Source organism: Marinobacter antarcticus (assembly GCF_900142385.1).
Lineage (GTDB): Bacteria > Pseudomonadota > Gammaproteobacteria > Pseudomonadales > Oleiphilaceae > Marinobacter > Marinobacter antarcticus.
Genome location: NZ_FRAQ01000002.1, coordinates 182005 through 201535 on the forward strand (window position 1 = coordinate 182005; position 19531 = coordinate 201535).

The 19531-nt window shown below is 49.9% G+C and carries 16 protein-coding genes and 1 pseudogene; 10 read left to right on the forward strand and 7 right to left on the reverse strand.

What is annotated here, in order from left to right:
* Positions 1-57: 57 nt before the first annotated feature.
* The 4 genes from BUA49_RS12205 to BUA49_RS12220 form a co-directional block, all read right to left on the reverse strand.
* Positions 58-684: a MarC family protein gene (locus tag BUA49_RS12205; RefSeq protein ID WP_072798102.1), complete on the reverse strand. Its 627-nt coding sequence runs from the start codon at positions 682-684 to the stop codon at positions 58-60.
* Positions 685-779: 95 nt separating this feature from the next.
* Entirely contained in the window at positions 780-1457 is a 678-nt protein-coding gene (locus BUA49_RS12210; protein ID WP_072798104.1) for a potassium channel family protein, read from the reverse strand.
* Positions 1457-2917 (reverse strand): TrkH family potassium uptake protein, encoded by a 1461-nt coding sequence (locus tag BUA49_RS12215; RefSeq protein WP_217650423.1) that lies wholly within the window; start codon positions 2915-2917, stop codon positions 1457-1459. The genes BUA49_RS12210 and BUA49_RS12215 overlap by 1 nt, the downstream gene beginning before the upstream one ends.
* A gap of 160 nt (positions 2918-3077) precedes the next feature.
* Complete coding sequence (locus BUA49_RS12220; RefSeq protein WP_072798106.1) at positions 3078-3674, reverse strand: hypothetical protein; 597 nt, start codon at positions 3672-3674, stop codon at positions 3078-3080.
* A gap of 629 nt (positions 3675-4303) precedes the next feature.
* On the opposite strand from BUA49_RS12220, the gene rlmF reads away from it, so the two are divergent.
* The 6 genes and pseudogenes from rlmF to BUA49_RS12250 all read left to right on the forward strand — a co-directional run bounded on the left by rlmF (position 4304) and on the right by BUA49_RS12250 (position 11602).
* Positions 4304-5299, forward strand: coding sequence for a 23S rRNA (adenine(1618)-N(6))-methyltransferase RlmF (gene rlmF, locus BUA49_RS12225; RefSeq protein ID WP_072798107.1), 996 nt, complete (start codon positions 4304-4306; stop codon positions 5297-5299).
* Positions 5300-5486: 187 nt separating this feature from the next.
* Positions 5487-6590: a histone deacetylase family protein gene (locus tag BUA49_RS12230; RefSeq protein ID WP_072798109.1), complete on the forward strand. Its 1104-nt coding sequence runs from the start codon at positions 5487-5489 to the stop codon at positions 6588-6590.
* 380 nt (positions 6591-6970) lie between these two features.
* Positions 6971-7339, forward strand: a pseudogene (locus BUA49_RS12235) (NAD(P)/FAD-dependent oxidoreductase); the annotation flags it as partial.
* Between the two features lie 107 nt (positions 7340-7446).
* Positions 7447-8376: an ABC transporter substrate-binding protein gene (locus tag BUA49_RS12240; RefSeq protein WP_072798111.1), complete on the forward strand. Its 930-nt coding sequence runs from the start codon at positions 7447-7449 to the stop codon at positions 8374-8376.
* 95 nt (positions 8377-8471) lie between these two features.
* Positions 8472-9524, forward strand: coding sequence for a quaternary amine ABC transporter ATP-binding protein (locus BUA49_RS12245; protein WP_072798112.1), 1053 nt, complete (start codon positions 8472-8474; stop codon positions 9522-9524).
* 17 nt (positions 9525-9541) lie between these two features.
* Positions 9542-11602, forward strand: a complete 2061-nt coding sequence (locus BUA49_RS12250) for an ABC transporter permease (RefSeq protein ID WP_072798114.1) — start codon at positions 9542-9544, stop codon at positions 11600-11602.
* Positions 11603-11628: 26 nt separating this feature from the next.
* Here BUA49_RS12250 and BUA49_RS12255 read toward each other — a convergent pair whose 3' ends face one another.
* Positions 11629-12006 carry a nuclear transport factor 2-like protein gene (locus tag BUA49_RS12255; RefSeq protein WP_072798116.1) on the reverse strand — a complete coding sequence of 126 codons (378 nt, stop codon included), beginning with the start codon at positions 12004-12006 and terminating at the stop codon, positions 11629-11631.
* Positions 12007-12191: 185 nt separating this feature from the next.
* Here BUA49_RS12255 and BUA49_RS12260 point away from each other — a divergent pair, with 185 nt between their 5' ends.
* From BUA49_RS12260 to BUA49_RS12270, 3 genes are read left to right on the forward strand one after another with little or no spacing between them, the layout of a single operon-like run.
* Entirely contained in the window at positions 12192-13400 is a 1209-nt protein-coding gene (locus BUA49_RS12260) for an efflux RND transporter periplasmic adaptor subunit (RefSeq protein ID WP_072798117.1), read from the forward strand.
* Positions 13387-14628: an ABC transporter permease gene (locus BUA49_RS12265; RefSeq protein WP_072798119.1), complete on the forward strand. Its 1242-nt coding sequence runs from the start codon at positions 13387-13389 to the stop codon at positions 14626-14628. Before BUA49_RS12260 ends, BUA49_RS12265 begins: the two co-directional genes overlap by 14 nt.
* A complete protein-coding gene (locus tag BUA49_RS12270; RefSeq protein WP_072798121.1) occupies positions 14621-15379 on the forward strand; it encodes an ABC transporter ATP-binding protein in 759 nt (252 codons plus the stop codon). The genes BUA49_RS12265 and BUA49_RS12270 overlap by 8 nt, the downstream gene beginning before the upstream one ends.
* A gap of 6 nt (positions 15380-15385) precedes the next feature.
* Here the strand turns inward: BUA49_RS12270 and BUA49_RS12275 are convergent, their stop codons facing one another.
* Entirely contained in the window at positions 15386-16600 is a 1215-nt protein-coding gene (locus BUA49_RS12275) for a serine hydrolase domain-containing protein (RefSeq protein WP_072798122.1), read from the reverse strand.
* Positions 16601-16918: 318 nt separating this feature from the next.
* Between BUA49_RS12275 and BUA49_RS12280 the strand changes: the two genes are divergently transcribed.
* Positions 16919-17125 carry a cold-shock protein gene (locus tag BUA49_RS12280; RefSeq protein ID WP_072798124.1) on the forward strand — a complete coding sequence of 69 codons (207 nt, stop codon included), beginning with the start codon at positions 16919-16921 and terminating at the stop codon, positions 17123-17125.
* 165 nt (positions 17126-17290) lie between these two features.
* Here BUA49_RS12280 and BUA49_RS12285 read toward each other — a convergent pair whose 3' ends face one another.
* A complete protein-coding gene (locus tag BUA49_RS12285) occupies positions 17291-19270 on the reverse strand; it encodes a methyl-accepting chemotaxis protein (protein ID WP_072798126.1) in 1980 nt (659 codons plus the stop codon).
* Positions 19271-19531 lie beyond the last annotated feature (261 nt).

Consider the following 19531-nt stretch of genomic DNA (forward strand, 5'->3'; position numbering starts at 1 on the left):
CTATATTTCGCGTAGCGAATAAACATGGAATATAAGCTGGGCCCGTTGATGCAGTTTTTAGCTTCCGATTGGCGAGATCTTTATTGCTACATTCAGTCCCTCTACCAACATTTGAACACCTATAACCGCCAGAATGAATCCCATTAATCGCGTAACAATTCCAACCCCGCTTTTACCTACTATGGATAGTATTTTTGAACTATAAATAAAACAAAAGAAGGTAATAAAACATAGCGCCGAAAATGTAGAAAGTGTAATTAAAATTTCCATCCACCCTCCTGCTGCCGAGTAGTTCATAGCCGTTGCTATGGTTCCTGGCCCCGCAAGCAGAGGAACAGCAAGAGGCGATACCGTTATGTCCGTATCGGATCGCTCTTTGGCTGTGTGTAATTTTGAGCTTTCACCATGAAGCATGCGGTATCCGATAAGGAATACCAGAATACCTCCAGTGATCCTTAATGCGGGAAGAGTTATTCCAAATAAATGGAAAATATATTTCCCAAAGACTGCAAATACTAAAATAATAAAAAATGTGATGGTTAGAGACTTTGTAGCAATTTTTCTCTGTTCAATATTTTCCCTGTCGCCCGTCAAGCCATAAAATACCGCTGTGTTTGCAATAGGGTTCATGATTGCAAAAAAGGCCATAAAAACCGCTAGGGCATGCGTAAGTAATGGGTTCATATTTCCCTTGTTTTATAAGCTAATATTCTAGCCAAGAAGCTCACCACTTTTAGTCGGGTCCTGTGCTCAGTATGAATTCGAGCACCTCGTATGATCTATTTTTTAGAATCATCCGGTTTATCATTGACGGCCAAATCTAGCTGCGCATTTAAGGTTTCAAGATTATTCTGGTGAGTAATAATAATCACCTCATCATTCAGCTCAATCCGTTCGTTTTCTTCTGGAAGAATCAGTTTTTCTTTTCTATAGATGCATATTACACGGCTGTCTCCGGATAACGCTAAATCCTGTATTGTGCCTACATGCTTTTCTTGTGCAACAAACGAGAAGGTGGATGCACCGTAACGAAACATGGTAGAAATCTCAAACGAGTCACGGCCTTCAAACATGTCAGCCAGATGGCGACCTATAGTGCGTGATGGAATAATAGTGGCTGTCAGTGCCAGTTCTACGCAGATGTGCTCAAAACTCGGGTCTTCAATCTTGGTAACAACTTTTTTAAACCCTAATGAACGCCCGACAAGGCTAGCAATGATGTTTGTTTGGTCATGGCCGGTAAGGCAGAAAAGCACATCCGTTTCTTCCGGGTTAGTCTCACGCAACAGTGAAGGTTTACTACCATCACCATGCAGAAAGCCACAGTCTAATTCATTGCTGATCATATCGATTTTTTCTTTATCAATCTCGATGATAATCACTTCATGATTACGCTTTAACAAAAATTCTGCTGTCATTATAGCGGTGTTACTTGCACCAATAAATATTGCTTTCATTATAATCCCTTACGTTTACCTATCCAGTTTGGAGGATATAGCACTACGAGTAGTGCGATAATTTCGAGTCGTCCAAATAGCATGTCCAAACATAAAACCAGTTTCAGTGGGACTGGCATGTCTACAGAGGTTATACCGGTACTCAAGCCAACCGTGGCGCTTGCAGAAACCACCTCAAACAGTGCATTCATAGGCGCATAGCCATACATCAAAAAAGCAAACCAGGAGATAACAATAATACCAATAAATAGCAGGATAAGGATAAGCACCCGCTGCACTTCCGTTTCTTCCAGCTTTTTGTCACCCAGCCTTGGATATTGCACCGCCTGTAACGGCATTGTCGTACGTTTCACCACAACCTGAATCATGCGCAGCAGAATCAGGAAACGTAATAACTTGATGCCACCAGCCGTCGAGCCCACACTGCCACCAATTAACATTGATACGATCATGCTTAGCTTGGCGCCATTGTCTATCGAATCGATATCCAGTGTGGTAAAGCCAGCCGTGGTCTGTGCAGAAATGCCCAGGAATAACGAATGTCCAGCTGCGGCTTCCAGACCCATGCCTGAATTAAAATGCAAAGAGATAAATAACAGAATGCTCAACACGAATATTGCTATAACAAGTGCCAGTAATTCCGAATCGCGAATACCAGTGCGCCAGTTTTTTGAAAAGATAATGATATACAGCGGCAAGGGCAGGGCGCCACACAGGCTTAAACTGATAATACCGAATCGACTATACCAGCTATCAATGTCCGCAAGGCTGTTATCAAACGAGGAAAATCCACCAGTTGATACTGCGGCTAATACATGGTTTACGGCCATCATGCCATTACCGGAGATCAACCAGACCATAACAATGCCTGTTACGGTCAGCGAACAGTAGATAATCAGTGTCTGACGTGCATGGGTACGCGTAGTTGTCGCCAGCGTTTCAGCACCCAAAGGCTCACTCAGGCTGCGGCTGGAAACCTGATGCCCCATCATCATTGCAACAGAAAGCACCACGATCCCCAGGCCGCCATACCACTGCATCCATGACCGCGCGAATAAGAAGCTTTGCGGCTTGCTTGCGAGATCTGTAGTCACCGACAGACCTGTCGTGGTGACAGCAGAGATCGCCTCAAATAAGGCATTATAAAAAGTTAAACCGCTTCCCATAAACGGAAACGTCATCAGTAACGGGGAAAACACAAAGGCCAGCGCAACGATGGTCAGCGCCTCATTCGTCTGTATCTGCCTGGGTTCTGCAATGGATCGTGATACACCCCAGAAAATCAGTAGTACAGCAATAACACCGAGGTAACGTATAGCAATCTGGTAATCCTGAAAAATTACTGCGGCACCCAGAGGCGCAAGGGTCAGTAAAGCCAGCATAAAAGCAAGCAACCCCAGGTATTTTGCTAATACAGGCATGCGAACCGCATAAGTCAGCTGTGATGAGATAATAGTCATTTACATTATGTTTCGATAGATAGCATCGTTTATGGTTCCCTAAGCAATATTAATTGATTTCTGACCTTTTTCTCTAACCGTTGCAATTAGCCATCTGGATTACTGAAGCAAAGCGGTGGAAAACCAGTTATATTTAAATTTGCATTTTTATGTAACAGTATTATTTTGGTAATTCAATATTTAAACTGTTTAATAAATAATAATAAGAAACTACGGTTAAAACACCTAGCCCCGCAACAAGAACCGATCGGTATTTCAATTTATGGCGATGATGTATCGACCGATCTTTGTGCGAGGTCACATCCATCATTTCATCACCAAAATAGATTGATAGAAGAGTTCCCACAGCGCTTAAGATTAAAATACTCCAGTAAGGGTAAGGGACAGTCAAAATATGCTTTAATAGCTTAGTTAAAAATGTAAAATCATATGCGACGGGTTTTGAGACCAACATGAATATATTAATCCCTAAAGCAACAAGCCACAGCACTATTTGTGTTATTGACATCTTGATCCCGAACAGCAATCGAATGGGGAAGGCTAAAATAAAACCACCATCTGCAACCGGGGTGCACAATACAAAAAAACTCCAAGTCAGCAATGTAACTGTAAAGCCTGTAGATGCATCATACTTCCAGCTCATAAATAAAAAATAGGCTACAAGAATTAGTGCAAGAGCAACAAATTTTAATAGTGTTTTTCTGTGTGTTTCATGTTTAATATGAAATTTTGTAGCTTGGGGATTTGTTTTTAACATTAGGTTTCAATCTTTTAACGAGTTCGGGATTGAATGAAAATATAATAGTGATTAGGCTGCGTTTTGCGATATTGCCGAAAAGTGCGTTCCACATAACTCCGCATTTTCCCTTTCTCCCCAAGTCTCAAATTTTTCCATTAACGGGAGCTTAGCTCATTCTGCCCACTGTCACCATATAGCCACTTTGCCGGTTTGAAGCTGGCTAGCCTGCCGGATGAAACCACCATTCTCAAGTTCCGTCATTTCCTGAACAGCTTATTGCCCGGATTCCGGACTCTAACCGTCAGGTTCTCGTAATCGCCCTGAGAAGTGAGCCCGAGGTAAGCCGTTCTGGCCGGTTTTTGGCCCCTCGTAGTGCAAGGGTTTTCCTGCCAGACCACTCCTTGCCTGCTTGCTCAATTCTAGCAAGCCCAAGCGGCAATTTCGGGATTTTTCTTCAGCCTCAGCGCCGAAAGTGACGGCGCGTCCGCTAAACGGGGAGGAGACCTCCAGTGTCGACTACACTGGGTGAAGTCCAGGTTGTCTTTAATGCGCTTGTTATGTATACCGAATTCATATATTAAGTTTATAATAATGGGCTAACACAATACCCATGCCTCTTTTAAATTATAAACCTCGGAAATATTACTGTGAGCACACGCCATCGAACTAAAAAGGACCAATCCAGGCCAAATAGCAAAGGCCTGCACCCGAGGAATATACACAATCAAGGCTATGACTTTTCATCTCTCATAAAAAGTTACCCTCCACTAGCCCCATATGTGAAAAAAAATGCTCACGACAACCTGTCCATAGAATTCTCAGACCGATTGTCAGTAAAAGCCCTAAATGTGGCGTTATTAAAACGATACTACGATATTATCAATTGGGATATTCCGGAGGATGCTCTTTGTCCACCCATTCCAGGCAGAGTCGACTACATCCATTACATAGCGGATTTGCTTGGGTTTGACGAGTCTACTGCGAATCTGGCTAATGCGCAGACCAAAATCACCATGCTCGATATAGGAACTGGTGCAAATGGAATATATCCGCTTTTGGCCTGCCAAATATATGGTTGGCATTGTGTTGGTAGTGATATTAATACTCAGTCGCTTGAGAACGTAGCCTCGATTATCGCTAACAACCCCACGCTAAAAGACTGCTTCGAACTGCGCACGCAACATGATAAAAATCATATTTTTGACGGGATTATTAAAGCGGGAGAATTCTTTGATGTCAGCGTATGCAATCCACCATTCCATGCTTCGCAAGATGAAGCACTGAAAGGCAATCAGCGTAAACTCAATAATCTTGCCCGTAATCGCGGTGAGAAAAGAACTATGCGCTTAAATAAAAATGACGCCATAAAAAATTCAAAACCCACGTCTCCCACACTAAACTTTGGTGGTCTGGAAACAGAGCTTTGGTGTAAGGGTGGCGAACGAATGTTTCTCAAAAAATTAATAAAAGAAAGCCAAGTGTACTCAACACAATGTCGCTGGTTTACAAGTCTGGTTTCGAAAATTGAAAATGTAAAGCCAGCAAAAAAATTGATTCGTAAGCTTGGTGCGATCGATATACGGGAAATAGAAATGAAGCAGGGAAATAAGATTACGAGAATATTGGCTTGGACTTTCATCTAAATCTCGCGTTAGCATCACGGATGAATAATCCGCGTTCCGGGCCTGAGAGTTTTGAATTGGTGAGTTAGGTCAACGGAGTTTCTATGGCCAGAAAAAAGCCAGTAGAGTAGATTTTGTTTTACGGGAAGCCGTTGCGCAACCTCAGTACCAAGAGGCAACCGAAACAGCTCAAGAAGGGGAGAGTCTCATGATCGGCGATCGCAGTGTAAAAGTGTTTTATGATGAGGTAATGCTGGGACACAATCCCGAGGTAGACCTGCCTTTCATGCCCAGTCGGGTTGAAAAACGCGTCAGGATTATTCTCCAGGAACTGGATTTCAAATGGAGCTATCCCGAACATCCGGGCCGGTTGTCGGAGATAAAGGCGCATCTGGAGAAGAACCCGATACCGGGTGTCCAATTCCAGTCCGGAGCGCCTGCTGCCACCTACGATCAGCTGGCGCGGGTGCATATTACCTCCTATCTGGACCATCTCTTTTCGCTGGATGGCAAACGCGCCTGGCTCGATAAAGACACCACGGCGGTTTCCCCCGACAGTATCAAAGCCGCCACCGCGGCAGCCGGCAATGCCATTGCCGCCGTGGAATGCGTTTTAAAGGGTGAGGCACAAAGCGCGTTTGCCCTCGTGCGCCCTCCGGGTCATCACGCCGAACCCGTGCGGGCGCGGGGCTTTTGTCTACTGAACAACGTCGCCGTGGCGGCCGCCCATGCCCAGGCAAAGCTGGGTTGTGAACGTATCCTGATCATTGACTGGGACGCGCACCACGGCAACGGCACCCAGGATATTTTCTGGGCAGACCCGGATGTGCTGTTCTTTGACACCCATTGCGCCGCGCCGTTTTATCCCGGGTCGGGCCACCTTGAAGAGGTAGGTGATGGCCTTGGTGAAGGCTACACCATCAACGTTCCCCTCCCTGAAACCGCCGGCGACATTGCCTTCGAGAAAGTCTTCCGGGACATACTGATACCGGCCGCCGAGCGTTTTGAACCGGACCTGGTGCTGGTCTCGGCAGGATTTGACCCCCACCGCAACGACATGGCGCTGAACCTTAGCTACGACGGCTTCAAGGTGCTGACCAGGATCATCCAGGACATTGCTGACAAGCACTGCGAAGGCAGGCTCGCGTTCGTTCTGGAGGGCGGTTACAACCTTACCTCACTCTCCCACGGAGTCCATGCAGTACTTGAGGTGCTGGCTGGTGGCGACGTGCCAGAACTCTGGGAAACGGGCGTCAAGGAAGCAGAAGAGGCCGCGGAGTTCCACCGGTCGGCATTCAGCGACGAAGAATAGCTTTTCAGACTGGTAAGTGGTTGATTTCGTTGCCCGGGTGTCGCAAAAAAACGCTGACACCTGAGATGTGTTAGTATGCTTCTCCTGGCATACGAGTTACCAAGTTTTTTCCTGCTTGACCAGTTCGAGCGCTTCCCTCCAGCGTTTTCTCGAGATCTCGCGTTTTATCGGTGGCCTGACCACCCTCGGCCTTCTGTTTTACCCACAGATGCAGCCTTCATCACATTGTGCCATCAGTAGATCCAGCCTTGGCGCACATCACTGCAGAGCTTGATGGTTCGACCGTTACCGGTACGAGCTGCGCTCTATTTCGCGTTTAATCCGTCGTCGGAACAAAGCTGGCTTGGCGCACGGTGCAACGCCTGAAATCAGGAGTCTCTATGACTTTTAGAGTTGCCATTCTAGGCGCCGGCCCGAGCGGCTTGGCCCAATTACGCGCCTTTGAAGCAGCCCGCGACGCCGGTGCTGATATTCCCGAGATCGTATGCTACGAAAAGCAGAGCGACTGGGGCGGCATGTGGAACTACACGTGGCGCACAGGCCTGGATGCCTACGGCGAGCCCGTCCACGGCAGCATGTATCGTTATCTATGGTCAAACGGCCCCAAGGAGTGCCTGGAGTTCGCGGATTACAGCTTCGAGGAGCATTTCGGTCGCTCTATTCCGTCCTACCCCCCGCGTGCCGTGCTGCGCGACTACATTATGGGACGCGTGGCCAAGAGCAATATGCGCCAGCACATTCGTTGTAACCAAGATCTAAACGCCAGACACTGCCCTGCCCCTGTGGGGCAGGGCAGTGTCTGTTATCAAAGAAAGAAATGATTAACGACTGATAACAATACTATCTGGAGATATACATGAAATTTTTCAACAAACTCGCTACTGCTGCTGCAGTTAGCTCACTCGTACTTGGTGCTAATGTAGCCCAGGCAGACTCGAAAGAGCCTATTGTAATTCCTACCCATAACTGGACCAGCCAAATCACCATGGCGTACGTTATTGGCGGGATTTTTGAAAGCATTGGCGACAATGTTTCTTACGTACCTGCTGATAGCCAAGCGGTTTACGAATCAATTCGTAACGGTGACGTCACTATCGGTCACGAAGTATGGCAGTCAACGTTTGGTAAGTCGTTCAACAACGCGTTAGACGCTGGCGGCATCATTGATGTGGGCAAGCACGCTTCTGCTACTCAAGAAGAGTGGTGGTACCCTGCGTATGTAGGCGATCTATGTCCTGGCCTACCTTCCTGGGAAGCACTAAACGAATGTTCTGATCTGTTTGCAACAGCAGGCAGTGGCGGCAAAGGTCGCTATCTGGACGGCCCGATGGACTGGCATGGCCAAGAAACCCTGGACCGCATCGAAGCACTTGATATGAACTTTACAGCTAAGTTTGCCGGGTCTTCTGGTGCACTTTGGGCTGAACTGGAGTCAGCGGCTAAAGACAACCGTGCAGTCGTCGTCTTTAACTGGTCACCTAACTTCACCGATGCCGGTGACGGTGGCAGCTTCGTTGAATTCCCCGAGTATAGTGATGGCTGCAAGAAGACAGATGGCGGTGATGGCAAGTGTGGTTCTCCACCAGCAGGTTGGCTGAAGAAGGCCGCTTACTATCAAATGCCTGCAAAATGGCCAACAGCTTACAAAATCTACAACAACATCTCCTTTACTAAAAGCGATATCGGCAACATGGCTGCATTGGTTGACATCGATGGCATGAGCCACGAAGCAGCCGCTGCTAAATGGCTTGCTGACAACGAAGCAACCTGGAAAGCCTGGCTGTAAGCCAACCCCCCTGACCTGAATGCGCTGCATTCAGGTCAGGCATCAAGAAACCTTGATGCTGCCTTTAGCGCTTCTTTTTTTATCGGGATTTAATTATGTCAATACCAGCTCAGCCGGTGATCAAGTGCGAGTCTGTCTATAAAATTTTTGGCGACAACGCTGTAAAAATGTTGAAACAGTCAGGCGGAAAAGTAGATACAGCATCATTACTTGAAGCAGGGTGTGTTATTGGTGTTAACAATGCCTCTTTTGAAGTGCACAAAGGAGAAATGCTCGTTGTCATGGGCCTGTCAGGCTCTGGAAAATCGACCCTTTTGCGCTGTATTTCACGCCTGATCGACACCACTGCTGGCGATATCTTTATTGATGGCGAAGATCTGCTTGCCATGAACGCAAAAGAACTCATCAACATCCGTCGTAACAAAATGGGCATGGTGTTCCAGAGTTTTGCCCTGCTGCCTCACAAGACAGTGCTGGAAAACATTGCCTTACCACTGCAAGCGAAAGGCATGAGCACCAACGACAGCATGGACCGTGCGATGGACATGGTAAATCTGGTGGAGCTCACAGGTTGCGAAAATGACTTCCCGCGACAACTCTCTGGCGGCCAACAACAACGTGTTGGCATCGCTCGCTCATTGGCAGTGGAACCTGATATCTGGTTCCTTGATGAGCCATTCTCAGCCCTGGACCCTTTGATTCGCAGGGAGATGCAAGACGAGTTCTTACGTTTACAAAGTAGCTTAAATAAAACCATCTTGTTCGTGACCCACGACTTTGATGAAGCACTGCGCCTTGCCGATCGCATTGCCATTATGAAAGACGGTGTCATCGAACAGATTGATACCCCAGCAAACATCGTACTCAACCCGGCCACGGAGTACGTCGCCAAGTTCACCCGCGGAGTGCCACGCGAACGCGTACTCTCTTGCCAAACCATCATGGGGAAATATGACGCCTCTGCTGAGATGAGTGACATCACTGTATCTGAAGATGCCATTGTCGAAACCGTAGCCGAGTCGGTGTTAACTGAGCAAAAGCCGGTGGCTGTCATTGATGCAGAAAACAAGATTGTTGGCGTTTTAAACCGCAGCACCGTAATACACGTCTTGTTTGGTGAAGCTAACAGTATGCCAGTCAATAACTAAGTCGTGAGCCAAACCTGATGCGATATTTTGCCGAAAATAAATGGACTCAGTTTGTCGTCTTATTGGCGGTGTTCTTTGCGCTTGTAATGGCCATCGATCCTGCCACCGGTGGCAACTTATGGCGCCTGCAAGAGACACAGTTCTGGTTGCTGCCAGACATTGTCAACGACGGCCTCAAGTTCCTCATCAATGACTTCTGGGTTGTCGATGTTTACGATTCTGAGTTGGACATCACCGAAGAATCGACCATGATGAAAGAGTTCACTCGCACCCTGTCTGGCGTGATTCTCTTTAGCATTAATCTGATTCGTGAACTTCTATTGGGCGGCGTTAAAACCGTTGTGGCCTTTACGAGCTGGGACTTTATCAGTGAAAACCAGTGGGCTCGAATTCCTGCACTGCCGTGGCCAGCTGTTGCTGCTGGTGCATTTATAACAGGCCACTATCTTGGTGGCCGTAGCCTGTCTGTTTTAGCTGGCGCCAGCACCATTTACATTGCTGTATTTGGTCAGTGGACACCCGCCATGCAAACCTTATCCTTTGTCTTAGTGGCTGTGCCATTATCGGTTGTTATAGGGTTGTCATTGGGCATTATTGCCTTTAAAAACAAGATGTTCGAATCCATGTTGGCGCCACTGTTAAACGTGGCTCAATCCATGCCTCACTTCTCCTACCTAATCCCAGTGGTGGTATTTTTTGGCATTGGTGACCATGCAGGTGCTATTTCAACGGTTATTTTTGCCACCCCCCCAATGATCCGTTTAACAATTTTAGGCCTTAAAAAAGTCTCTCCAGAAGTGTTGGAGGCGGGCATGATGAGTGGCTGTAACCCTCGCCAGCTCATGTTTAAAGTGCTCATCCCTACGGCCCGTCATGACATTTTGATCGGTGTTAACCAGGTTATCATGCAGTGTTTGGCCATGGCCGTCATCGCATCGTTCATTGGCGCAAAGGGGCTGGGCTACGACTTGTTAGTGTCCTTGAACATGCTCAATATTGGCCAGGCTCTGGAACTGGGTGTGTCTATTGTATTGATTGCGGTCGTTTTGGATAAGCTATCCCTGGCCTGGGCTAACAAGCAGGTCGATTACTTTGCTGACCAGCCATTCCATGTGCGTCACAGGTATTCGTTAGCCTTCTTGGGAATTTTGATCTTCACCTCTGTGATTGCCTATGTTGCATCGATAGTTTTCCCGGAAAAGGCTAACTACCTCTACTTCATTCATGAATCACAAGGGTTCACCACTGAAAAGTTCTGGGACGCCATTGTTGACTGGATCATCACCAATACTTACGGCAGCGTGCAAGCCTTCAATTTGTTTATGATTACCTCAATTTTGATGCCCATGAAACAGGCTTATCTATCGATGCCAGTCGCTGCAACCTTGTTCCTGGTTGCAGGCACGGGCTACATTATTGGTGGCCTCCGTTCCGCTGTTATTGTGACCGCCTTTATTGCCTTTATTGCTTTAACACCTTGGTGGGATCGCGCCCTCATCACAGCCTATATGACCACCTTTGCAGTCATTATTTCCGTTATTATTGGTTGCACTGTCGGCACTTTGTGCTCTCGAAGCCCTCGGGCAACGAAAGTTATATTACTGGTGTGTGACACGTTTCAAACGTTCCCATCGTTCGTCTATTTGATTCCAGTCATCATGTTGTTTGGGGTGAGTGATTTATCAGTGCTTATTGCGGTAATCGTCTACGCCACAATCCCTGCCACACGTTACACCGTAGAAGGGTTGAGTAACGTGCCTAAATCCTTGCAAGAAGCAGGCTCCATGTCAGGGGTTAACCGCATGCAGCGTCTGTTACAGATTGAACTACCTTTGGCGTTCCCACACATCATGCTGGGCATCAACCAAACCGTCATCTTTGCTTTGTTTATGGTTATCATCGGCGCGTTCATTGGTACCGACGACTTGGGACAGCTCATCATGCAATCTTTGTCTGAAGCCAACGGTATGGGCCAAGGCATTGTTCTCGGCTTATGCGTGGCCTTTATCGGCCTGGCCGTAGACCATTTGATCCATACGTGGGCAGAGCAGCGCAAGAACGTGTTGGGGGTCGCTTAACAGGCAAGTGACCTGAGTCCATTTTTTCAGCTCGCTGAAGGCAGGTTGCCGCCCAGCATATTTTCAACCACGGCTGCATTGTAGAAGGCTTCAACCGTCTGGATTTTGTCGTCTCTGACACGAAACCAGACGGCAAGCCGCACATCCCCGATCGCTTGAAAGTTGGTCTGGTAATCCAGGATCGCGAACACGTGCTCCCCGTCGGCACTGAGCTGACGGAGGATCAGGTCTTTCTGGATGGCAACCATACCGAATTGGTAGGCCAGCATGTCATCCCGATTGAGGAACCGCATATTCGGCCCCACATATTCAAACCCCTCCGCAGCTAGCAAGGTTTTTGCCTCATCCAAACGCTGGTCATGGATATCGGTGATGAACTGGGCCACGATGTCTTTTGGTTGCATGAACAGACTCCACTTCTTGGACGGTGACGGTTTGGGTGCCTGGTAGTGTTAAATCAACGGGGTAGAGCACCAAGATCAAGAGCTTAACAGTTCGCTCAGGGATACAAGTACTATATTCTTGATTGAATAGACCTATCCATCCCGATGCGATCGGGCTGGTTTAGTCGTGTTCTCGCGAGGTTTAAATGCGCATAATTTACGGAGTTATCATTGTCGCGGTGTGCGCCGCCTCGCTGGTGGGCGTGCAAAAATGGCGCGGCCCGGTCTTGCCCGCGTTAACGGTTGAACTGATGCCGCTCGAGTTGCGCATTGTGGCCAGTGGCGAGGTGCGTTATCAGTCATTGGCACGCATTGGTAGCGAAATTACGGGTACGGTAATGGCTCGCCATGTGCGTGAAGGTGATCGGGTTAACAAAGGCGATTTACTCATCGAGCTTAACCCTGAAGAACTACAATCACGCCTGGCCCAAGCGCAAACCTTGCTTCAACAATTGCAAAAAATCAGTCGGCCGCAAGCACAGGCTGCCCTGGTTGAGGCGCGTGATAATTTACGCCAAGCCAGTCGTGAAGCGCGGCGTCGCGAAGCCCTGGCGGACAAAGGCCTGCTCTCTACCGAGCAGGCTGAACAAGCGCAGCGTATGGAGCTCAATGCCAAAACCGTTTTGACTCGCGCGCAGTTGGCTGCAGATTCCCTGGCGGCCAATAGCACTGAAGAGCAGTTACTGCAGCAGCGCATTAATAGTGCCGAAGCTGAGCTTGCGAAAACCCGTATCTATGCACCTTTCTCCGGACGGGTCCAAACTCGCAATGTTGAGCCCGGAGACCTGGTGCAACCGGGCAAGGTACTGCTGGAAATTGCCCGTAGCGACGGTCTGGATCGTGATGGCATTGCAAGCGATGGCCTCGAAGTAGTGGTCGCGCTGGATGAGAAAAACTTTGCTCCCCTGCAATTAAAACAGCCGGTTCAACTGATTGCGGATGCGTGGCCAGAGCAAACGGTGCCAGGCGTTGTGAGCTTTATCGCCCCAGCAGTAGATAGCGGGCGCGGTACTATTGATGTGCATATCAGTGTGCTGGCTGATGCCTCGAATGAGCGTCATGCCTTTCTTCAAGGCATGACGGTTTCTGCCAATATTATTGCCGCAGAGCGTGAGCGTGCCCTGGTGTTGCCCAATGATTATCTACAGTCTTACTCGAGCGGGCAGGCACAGGTTATGCGCTGGCAAAACGGTGAGGTCAACGCAGTAGAGGTGCAACTGGGTTTACGCAATATGACACACAGTGAAATTGTCTCCGGCCTGGCGGAAGGTGATGTTGTGGTACAAGCGGATAAACTGAGTGATGGCCAGCGCGCCCGCGTGCGCTTTGAACAGGCACCCCATGTCATTCGTTAGCCGTGCGGGTCGTTTACGCGATTCACTATGGATTGAGTGGCGCATTTCCTTGCGGTTTCTCGCCGATAACCCGCTACAAACCTTGCTGATCAGCGTCGCCATTTCGGTGGGCGCGGCGGTGATTGTGTTTATCACCGCGTTGATCATGGGGCTGCAAACTAACATCATCGATAAAACCCTGGGCACGCAAGCGCATATTCGTATTGAGGCCACACAGCAACACAATAACTTGTCCGCAACCCCTGATGGCAAGTACGTCTGGGCGCTGGAAAGCCCTCGCGCGCAGCGTTTACAAACCATTAATAATTGGCAGGAAGTGCGCGATGCACTGGATGAGTATGCGGTGCTGAATACCGTCTCGCCGCTTATTTCCGGGCCGGCCTTTGCGCAGAAAGGCACAGCGCGCGCCTCGGTAGCCTTAATGGGCATAAATCCCGAGCGCTATGCCGGCATTATTGAGCTGAAAGACTATCTGCGCGAAGGGCGCTTTAGCGTTGGCGCCAGTGATGTATTGGTCGGTAGCCAATTGGCTGAAGATTTAGGCCTGCGCACTGGTGACAAGTTGCGCCTGGATGCCGGTGATGATCGCCAGGCAGTGGTGAATGTGGCGGGCATCTTTGAATTGGGCGTGCGTGAGTTGGATAGCCGCTATGTCTACACCGATCTGAAACAAGCGCAAACCTTACTCGACTTACCTGGTGGCGTTACGATTTTAGAGTTAAAGATTGCGGATGTGTTCGGTGCTGAATACTGGGCACAGCGCATCAAAAAATTAACCGGTTTGCATGTGCAAAGCTGGATGGAAAGCAACGGTCAGCTGCTTAACGCGCTGAGCTCGCAATCCATGACGACAGAAATGATCCGCGTATTTGTGGCTTTGTCGGTGATCTTTGGCATTGCCAGTGTGTTGGCGGTGAGTGTGGTACAGCGTACCCGTGAGATTGGTATTTTACGCGCCATGGGCAGTTCGCAGCAGCAAATTCTGCGCGTGTTTCTATTGCAGGGTGGCTTGCTGGGCTTGGCGGGTTCGCTGTTAGGGGTGATGGTTGGCTATACCTTGGTGCAGGTGTTTAACAACTTTGGCGAGCGCTTGTTTTTCATTCGGCTGGAACCTTCTATGTTGTTTTCGGCGATCTTGATTGCCACTGCGGCAGGCGTCATTGCTGCGGTTGTGCCGGCGCGCCGTGCAGCGCGATATGATCCTGCTGTGGCGATTCGTTATGTCTGAGCCTCCGGTGTTAACGAGCTCTGCGGACCAACAAGTGGTGTTGCAGCTGGATAAACTGAATAAGATTTTTAACGCGGGTACACCGCTGGAAAATCATGTCTTGCACGATATTTCTTTGCAGGTCAGCCCTGGTGAGTTGGTGGCGTTGGTTGGTGCTTCCGGTTCAGGTAAAAGTACGCTGCTGAATGTGATCGGTTTGCTGGATGTGTCTTCATCGGGCGAACTGCGTATTCAGGGGCATTTGACTCAGGGTATGAGTGAGCAGCAGCGCACCCAGTTGCGCAGTGAGTCGATTGGCTTCGTGTTTCAGTTTCACCATCTGATCAGTGCGTTCAGTACGCTGGATAATGTGCTGATGCCGCTGATGTTGCGTTACGGAAAGCCCTCGGCAGAGCAGACGGCCTATGGCGAATATTTGTTAAACGAAGTTGGGCTGACTGACTACATGCGTCAGCCAACCAATCGTTTATCCGGCGGACAGCAGCAGCGGGTGGCGATTGCGCGAGCTTTGGTTACGCGGCCTGCGTTGGTGTTGGCTGATGAGCCAACGGGTAACCTGGATACGCAAACCGCGGATGAAGTATTTGGCCTGTTTGAGCGTTTTAACATTGAGCATCAATGCGCGATCGTGATTGTCACTCATGACACACGCTTAAGCTCACGTTGCCCGCGGACGATTCGCCTGACCGATGGCCGTATTGTTTATGATGGCGCCTCAGCGGACTCTGATGGCGTCAACGCTCACCTTTGAGGTGGGTCACACCAAGGCGCCATTAACGATGGCCCGCAACTCCTGGCGGACCGGGTAAGTCGACGAGGGGATCAGTTGCGTCATGAAGATCACCACCAGCTCCTCGACCGGATCGATAAAAAAGTTGGTGCTCGCCAGCCCCCCCCAACCATACTCACCGACCGATCCGTTGGTCTGGGATTTGGCAACGTCGGTCTTTACCGAAAAGCCCAGGCCAAAGCCACTCCCGGCATAAGGTGTCTCGCTGAACGCACCGACCGAGAGGCCCGGCAGATCCTGGCCGCCGGGCAGGTGGTTGCGACGCATGAATTCCAGCGTTTTTCGACCAATAATCCGCCGCCCCTGAAACTCTCCGCCCTGACAAAGCGCCTGGGCAAAATGAAAATAATCATCAATGGTAGAGACAAGCCCGCCGCCGCCAGACAGAAACCTGTTTTTGTGCCGGAAAGGGGACGTCTCCGGATCGTCCTGCAGCTTGAACTGATCGCCGGGCTGGTACTGATAGCAGGCCGCGAAGCGCTCAAGTTGATCGTCACGCACCTGGAAGCCTGTATCGGGCATGTCCAAAGGTTCAAAGATATGCTCGCGCAGATACTCATCAAAAGGCTGGCCAGACAGCAACTGCACCAGATACCCCAGCACATCCGTGCTGACGGAATAGTTCCAGGCCGTACCCGGTGAGAACTCCAGCGGCAGCTCTGCCAGCTGATCGACCAATGCCTCCAGCGTCAGGCTCCGGCTGCCATCAAGCTTTAACTCCCGGTAGGCTGCGTCCACGTTGGTGCGGTTCATAAAGCCATAGGTCAGGCCTGACATATGCGTGAACAGATCGCGAATGGTCATGGTGCGGGTTGCAGGTGTGGTCAGGAAATTGGGATAGACACCACTTTTATAAACCCGCAGGTTTTTCCAGGCCGGAATATACTTGTAGACCGGATCATCCAGCAAAAACCGCCCCTGCTCATAAAGCTGCATCATGGCGATAGACGTGATCGGCTTGGTCATAGAGTAAATGCGGAAAACAGTATCCCGGCAAACCGGCTTGTTGCGTTCCACATCCATCAACCCCAGGGCTTTCACATAGGCAATTTCACCTCGCCGGGCCACCAGTGTCAGCGTACCGGGAAGCTTTCCAGGCTGGATGTAGCGACGGTCAAGGTGGTCTTCAATGTTGCGAAGCTGGTCCGGCACGAGGCCGGCAAGCTGGTTGAGTTCCGTCATAGAAAGGGCATCTTCGTGTGTGGTTTTGCGATCATTGCGCCGCTATTAAACAAGGATCCTAGAGCTCGCGGCCAGTTCTATCAACGGCTCGGTTTATGCTGATAAGAAATACCTTTGCATTTTGCGGCAGTAGAGGGTACCTTACGTCTCGTTGGAAAGATTTAGCAAAGCACGTCATAAATAAGACGCTTCTCAGTTGTAACAAGTAGCATGTTCTGTTTTTGATCTCGCCAGTTTTTTGTTTCCCGCATATCGCTGACCAGTCATCATAAGATGTTCTGGCGGCACATTTAAAGATTGAATTCAGGAAAGTATATTATGTCAACTGTTACCGGTAACGTTAAGTTTTTCAACGAAGCAAAAGGTTTTGGCTTTATCACTCGCGAAAGCGGCCCAGACGTTTTTGTTCACTACAGCTCCATTAAGGGCGACGGCTTCAAGACTCTGGCCGAAGGCCAAGAAGTTGAGTTCACCGTTACTCAGGGCGAGAAAGGCCCACAGGCGGAAAACGTAGTTGCTGTGTAAATAACACGCAACACGCAGTGAAAAAGGCAGCTTCGGCTGCCTTTTTTCGTTTATGTTTGCCCAAAAATTATGTGATCCCGCCGGTAATTTCTCAGGATTAGTTTTATTCACGGATACTTCTTTCTTATTGCGGAAATCCATTAATTAGACTTAGGGAGGCTCTGATCAAAGCCTGAACCCGCTTAACTGTTCGTCAAGACGCCGGGCAACTCTGAGCAGCGACTCACTGGACTCGCTAACGCGACTGGCCCGCTGGCTGATCTGTTCGGCGGCATTATCAATGAATGTGATGTTCGAGCTGATCTCCTCAGAGACGTTACCCTGCTGCTCTGTTGCGCTAGCCACCTGGGTCATCTTTTCCGAAATAGCGGTCAGCGACCGTTTAATGTCATTGATCGTTGTCTCGGCGGTGTCTTTGGCTGCCACCACGGATTTAAGACCGGACTCACTCTCGTTAATCACCCCGATCGAGCTGGCAATACTGCTGCGTAACGCCGCAATCATCTGCTCGATTTCATTGGTTGATCCCTGGGTACGACTGGCCAGAGTACGCACTTCATCGGCGACCACGGCAAACCCGCGCCCTTGCTCACCCGCGCGCGCCGCCTCGATCGCGGCGTTCAGTGCCAGCAGGTTGGTCTGCTCGGCGATGGTGCGGATAACATCCAGCACCTGACCGATGTGTTCACTGTCACCCTTCAGCGACTCGATGGATTCGACAATAGCCTGCATATTGGATTCCAGCGCTTCGACTGCCTGCGAGACCGAATGATTCGCCTTCTGCCCCTGAACCGCAAGCTCATCCGCCTGACGGGTTGATATATCCGTATCAGAGACGTTGTTGGCAACTTCCTGTATTGAGCTGCTCATCTCGTTGATCGAGGTGGCGATGCGGCTTATTTCGGCACGCTGTTGATCAATGGCGCTGGCGTTTTCAGCGCCCAACTGGTTAATAGTCTCCGCCGCACCGTTCAGCTCGGTGCCGGTTTCACGAATTGTGCCCAGCAGCGCTTTCAGACGCTCGACCATCTGGTTCGCCGCCAGGGACAGCTGCCCCAGCTCGTCTTTTGATTTTGCCTCGAGCGACACCTGCAGATCACCTTCGGCGACCCGTTTCATGCTTTTCAGCAAGACATCAATGGCACGGGTGATATAACGGGATACGGTGTAGCCCGCCAGCACCGCAATAACAATGGCGATCAAAGCCACAATCAGCAGCAGGCTGATCTTCTGCCCCAGGTCATCATCGATTGCGGCCAGCACCAGCTGTGATTCCTGATCCGCCAGTTCCTGCATCGCTGTTGCGCTTTCCGTCATCGAACCCAGCTCTTCGCCCGCCACCTGCCAGGTTTCCAGATAGCGATCCAGCGCGACCATATAATTCTGTGCCAGTACGCGCACTTTTTCGGCAGCGACGCTAGCGGTGGCTGTCTGCGATCCAGGGCCATTTTCGATGCTATCTTCACCGTCAGGATTTGTGGCCGGCGCCTCCAGTGCATCTGCCGAGGCTAAAATTTCACTCGCCAGCTTTCTTGCTTTTGCCAGCGCGGCGCGCTCTTCGTAGATGATGAAGTTTTTCTCTTCCATGCGTGCTTCCAGCATTCGCTTGATCATCAGGTTGGCGGTATCAACCTTGTCCAACCGCGCCTTGAAATCAGCTTTGCTGGCAAACAGTTTGTCATTGAGAGCGTTGTATTGTTTCTGCTGCTCAGCGCGAACGTCGATCAGCAGCGCCTCCAGAGCAGTTGCCGTTTCCTCCATTTCGCGCCCCAGCGACGCCAGTGAACGACGCTGTTCGGCGTAGGCACGGAACTGCCCGACATAGCTCGCAAGCTGCTCACGTATTCGCGCCATCCGGTCATTCACTTCGGCGCCGTCGGACTCGGCAACAAGACGGTCAATACGCTGCTGCATCCGCTCGTTGAGTTCGTCAGCACGAGTGATAAAGCGATCGTCGCCGGTAATTACGTAGTCCTTTTCGGCCCCGCGCAATTGCTGAACATCGGACACAACAGCAGACAGCTCGTTGACCAACGAAAAATCGGTTTCAAGATTCGACATGCCGGAATAACCAATCCACGCGGTCGCGGCTGTCATCAGTGACGTGATAACGAATGCCAGCCCCAGCTTGTATCCCAGATTCATGACCCATTCCCTATATCAGTCAGGTTTGCCAACTCCGGCCATTTGGTGTTCTACAACTCTCTAAACAGCGTAACGGCTGGTTTGCCAGTTTCTAAAGCGTAGATCACCTGGAGCAACGGCGCTGCGGGATTATTCAGAGGCTTCTTAGCACAAAGCGCGTGCCAGTCCCGAGAATAGTCTCACTGTTATTTCTAGCCCGAAGGGTTCTACCCCGTTTCCACGGACGGTTTTAAAACGGTAGTGGATTTACCCAAGCTTCGA

What these genes read in the sequence shown, in the direction of transcription:
- BUA49_RS12265 (WP_072798119.1), top strand. Translation starts at nt 13,387, where the DNA reads ATGTCATTCGTTAGCCGTGCGGGTCGTTTACGCGATTCACTATGGATT.
- BUA49_RS12245 (WP_072798112.1), top strand. Translation starts at nt 8,472, where the DNA reads ATGTCAATACCAGCTCAGCCGGTGATCAAGTGCGAGTCTGTCTATAAA.
- BUA49_RS12270 (WP_072798121.1), top strand. Translation starts at nt 14,621, where the DNA reads ATGTCTGAGCCTCCGGTGTTAACGAGCTCTGCGGACCAACAAGTGGTG.
- BUA49_RS12215 (WP_217650423.1), bottom strand. Translation starts at nt 2,917, where the DNA reads ATGACTATTATCTCATCACAGCTGACTTATGCGGTTCGCATGCCTGTA.
- BUA49_RS12255 (WP_072798116.1), bottom strand. Translation starts at nt 12,006, where the DNA reads ATGCAACCAAAAGACATCGTGGCCCAGTTCATCACCGATATCCATGAC.
- BUA49_RS12230 (WP_072798109.1), top strand. Translation starts at nt 5,487, where the DNA reads ATGATCGGCGATCGCAGTGTAAAAGTGTTTTATGATGAGGTAATGCTG.
- BUA49_RS12240 (WP_072798111.1), top strand. Translation starts at nt 7,447, where the DNA reads ATGAAATTTTTCAACAAACTCGCTACTGCTGCTGCAGTTAGCTCACTC.
- BUA49_RS12280 (WP_072798124.1), top strand. Translation starts at nt 16,919, where the DNA reads ATGTCAACTGTTACCGGTAACGTTAAGTTTTTCAACGAAGCAAAAGGT.
- BUA49_RS12210 (WP_072798104.1), bottom strand. Translation starts at nt 1,457, where the DNA reads ATGAAAGCAATATTTATTGGTGCAAGTAACACCGCTATAATGACAGCA.
- BUA49_RS12250 (WP_072798114.1), top strand. Translation starts at nt 9,542, where the DNA reads ATGCGATATTTTGCCGAAAATAAATGGACTCAGTTTGTCGTCTTATTG.
- BUA49_RS12285 (WP_072798126.1), bottom strand. Translation starts at nt 19,270, where the DNA reads ATGAATCTGGGATACAAGCTGGGGCTGGCATTCGTTATCACGTCACTG.
- BUA49_RS12205 (WP_072798102.1), bottom strand. Translation starts at nt 684, where the DNA reads ATGAACCCATTACTTACGCATGCCCTAGCGGTTTTTATGGCCTTTTTT.
- BUA49_RS12260 (WP_072798117.1), top strand. Translation starts at nt 12,192, where the DNA reads ATGCGCATAATTTACGGAGTTATCATTGTCGCGGTGTGCGCCGCCTCG.
- BUA49_RS12220 (WP_072798106.1), bottom strand. Translation starts at nt 3,674, where the DNA reads ATGTTAAAAACAAATCCCCAAGCTACAAAATTTCATATTAAACATGAA.
- BUA49_RS12275 (WP_072798122.1), bottom strand. Translation starts at nt 16,600, where the DNA reads ATGACGGAACTCAACCAGCTTGCCGGCCTCGTGCCGGACCAGCTTCGC.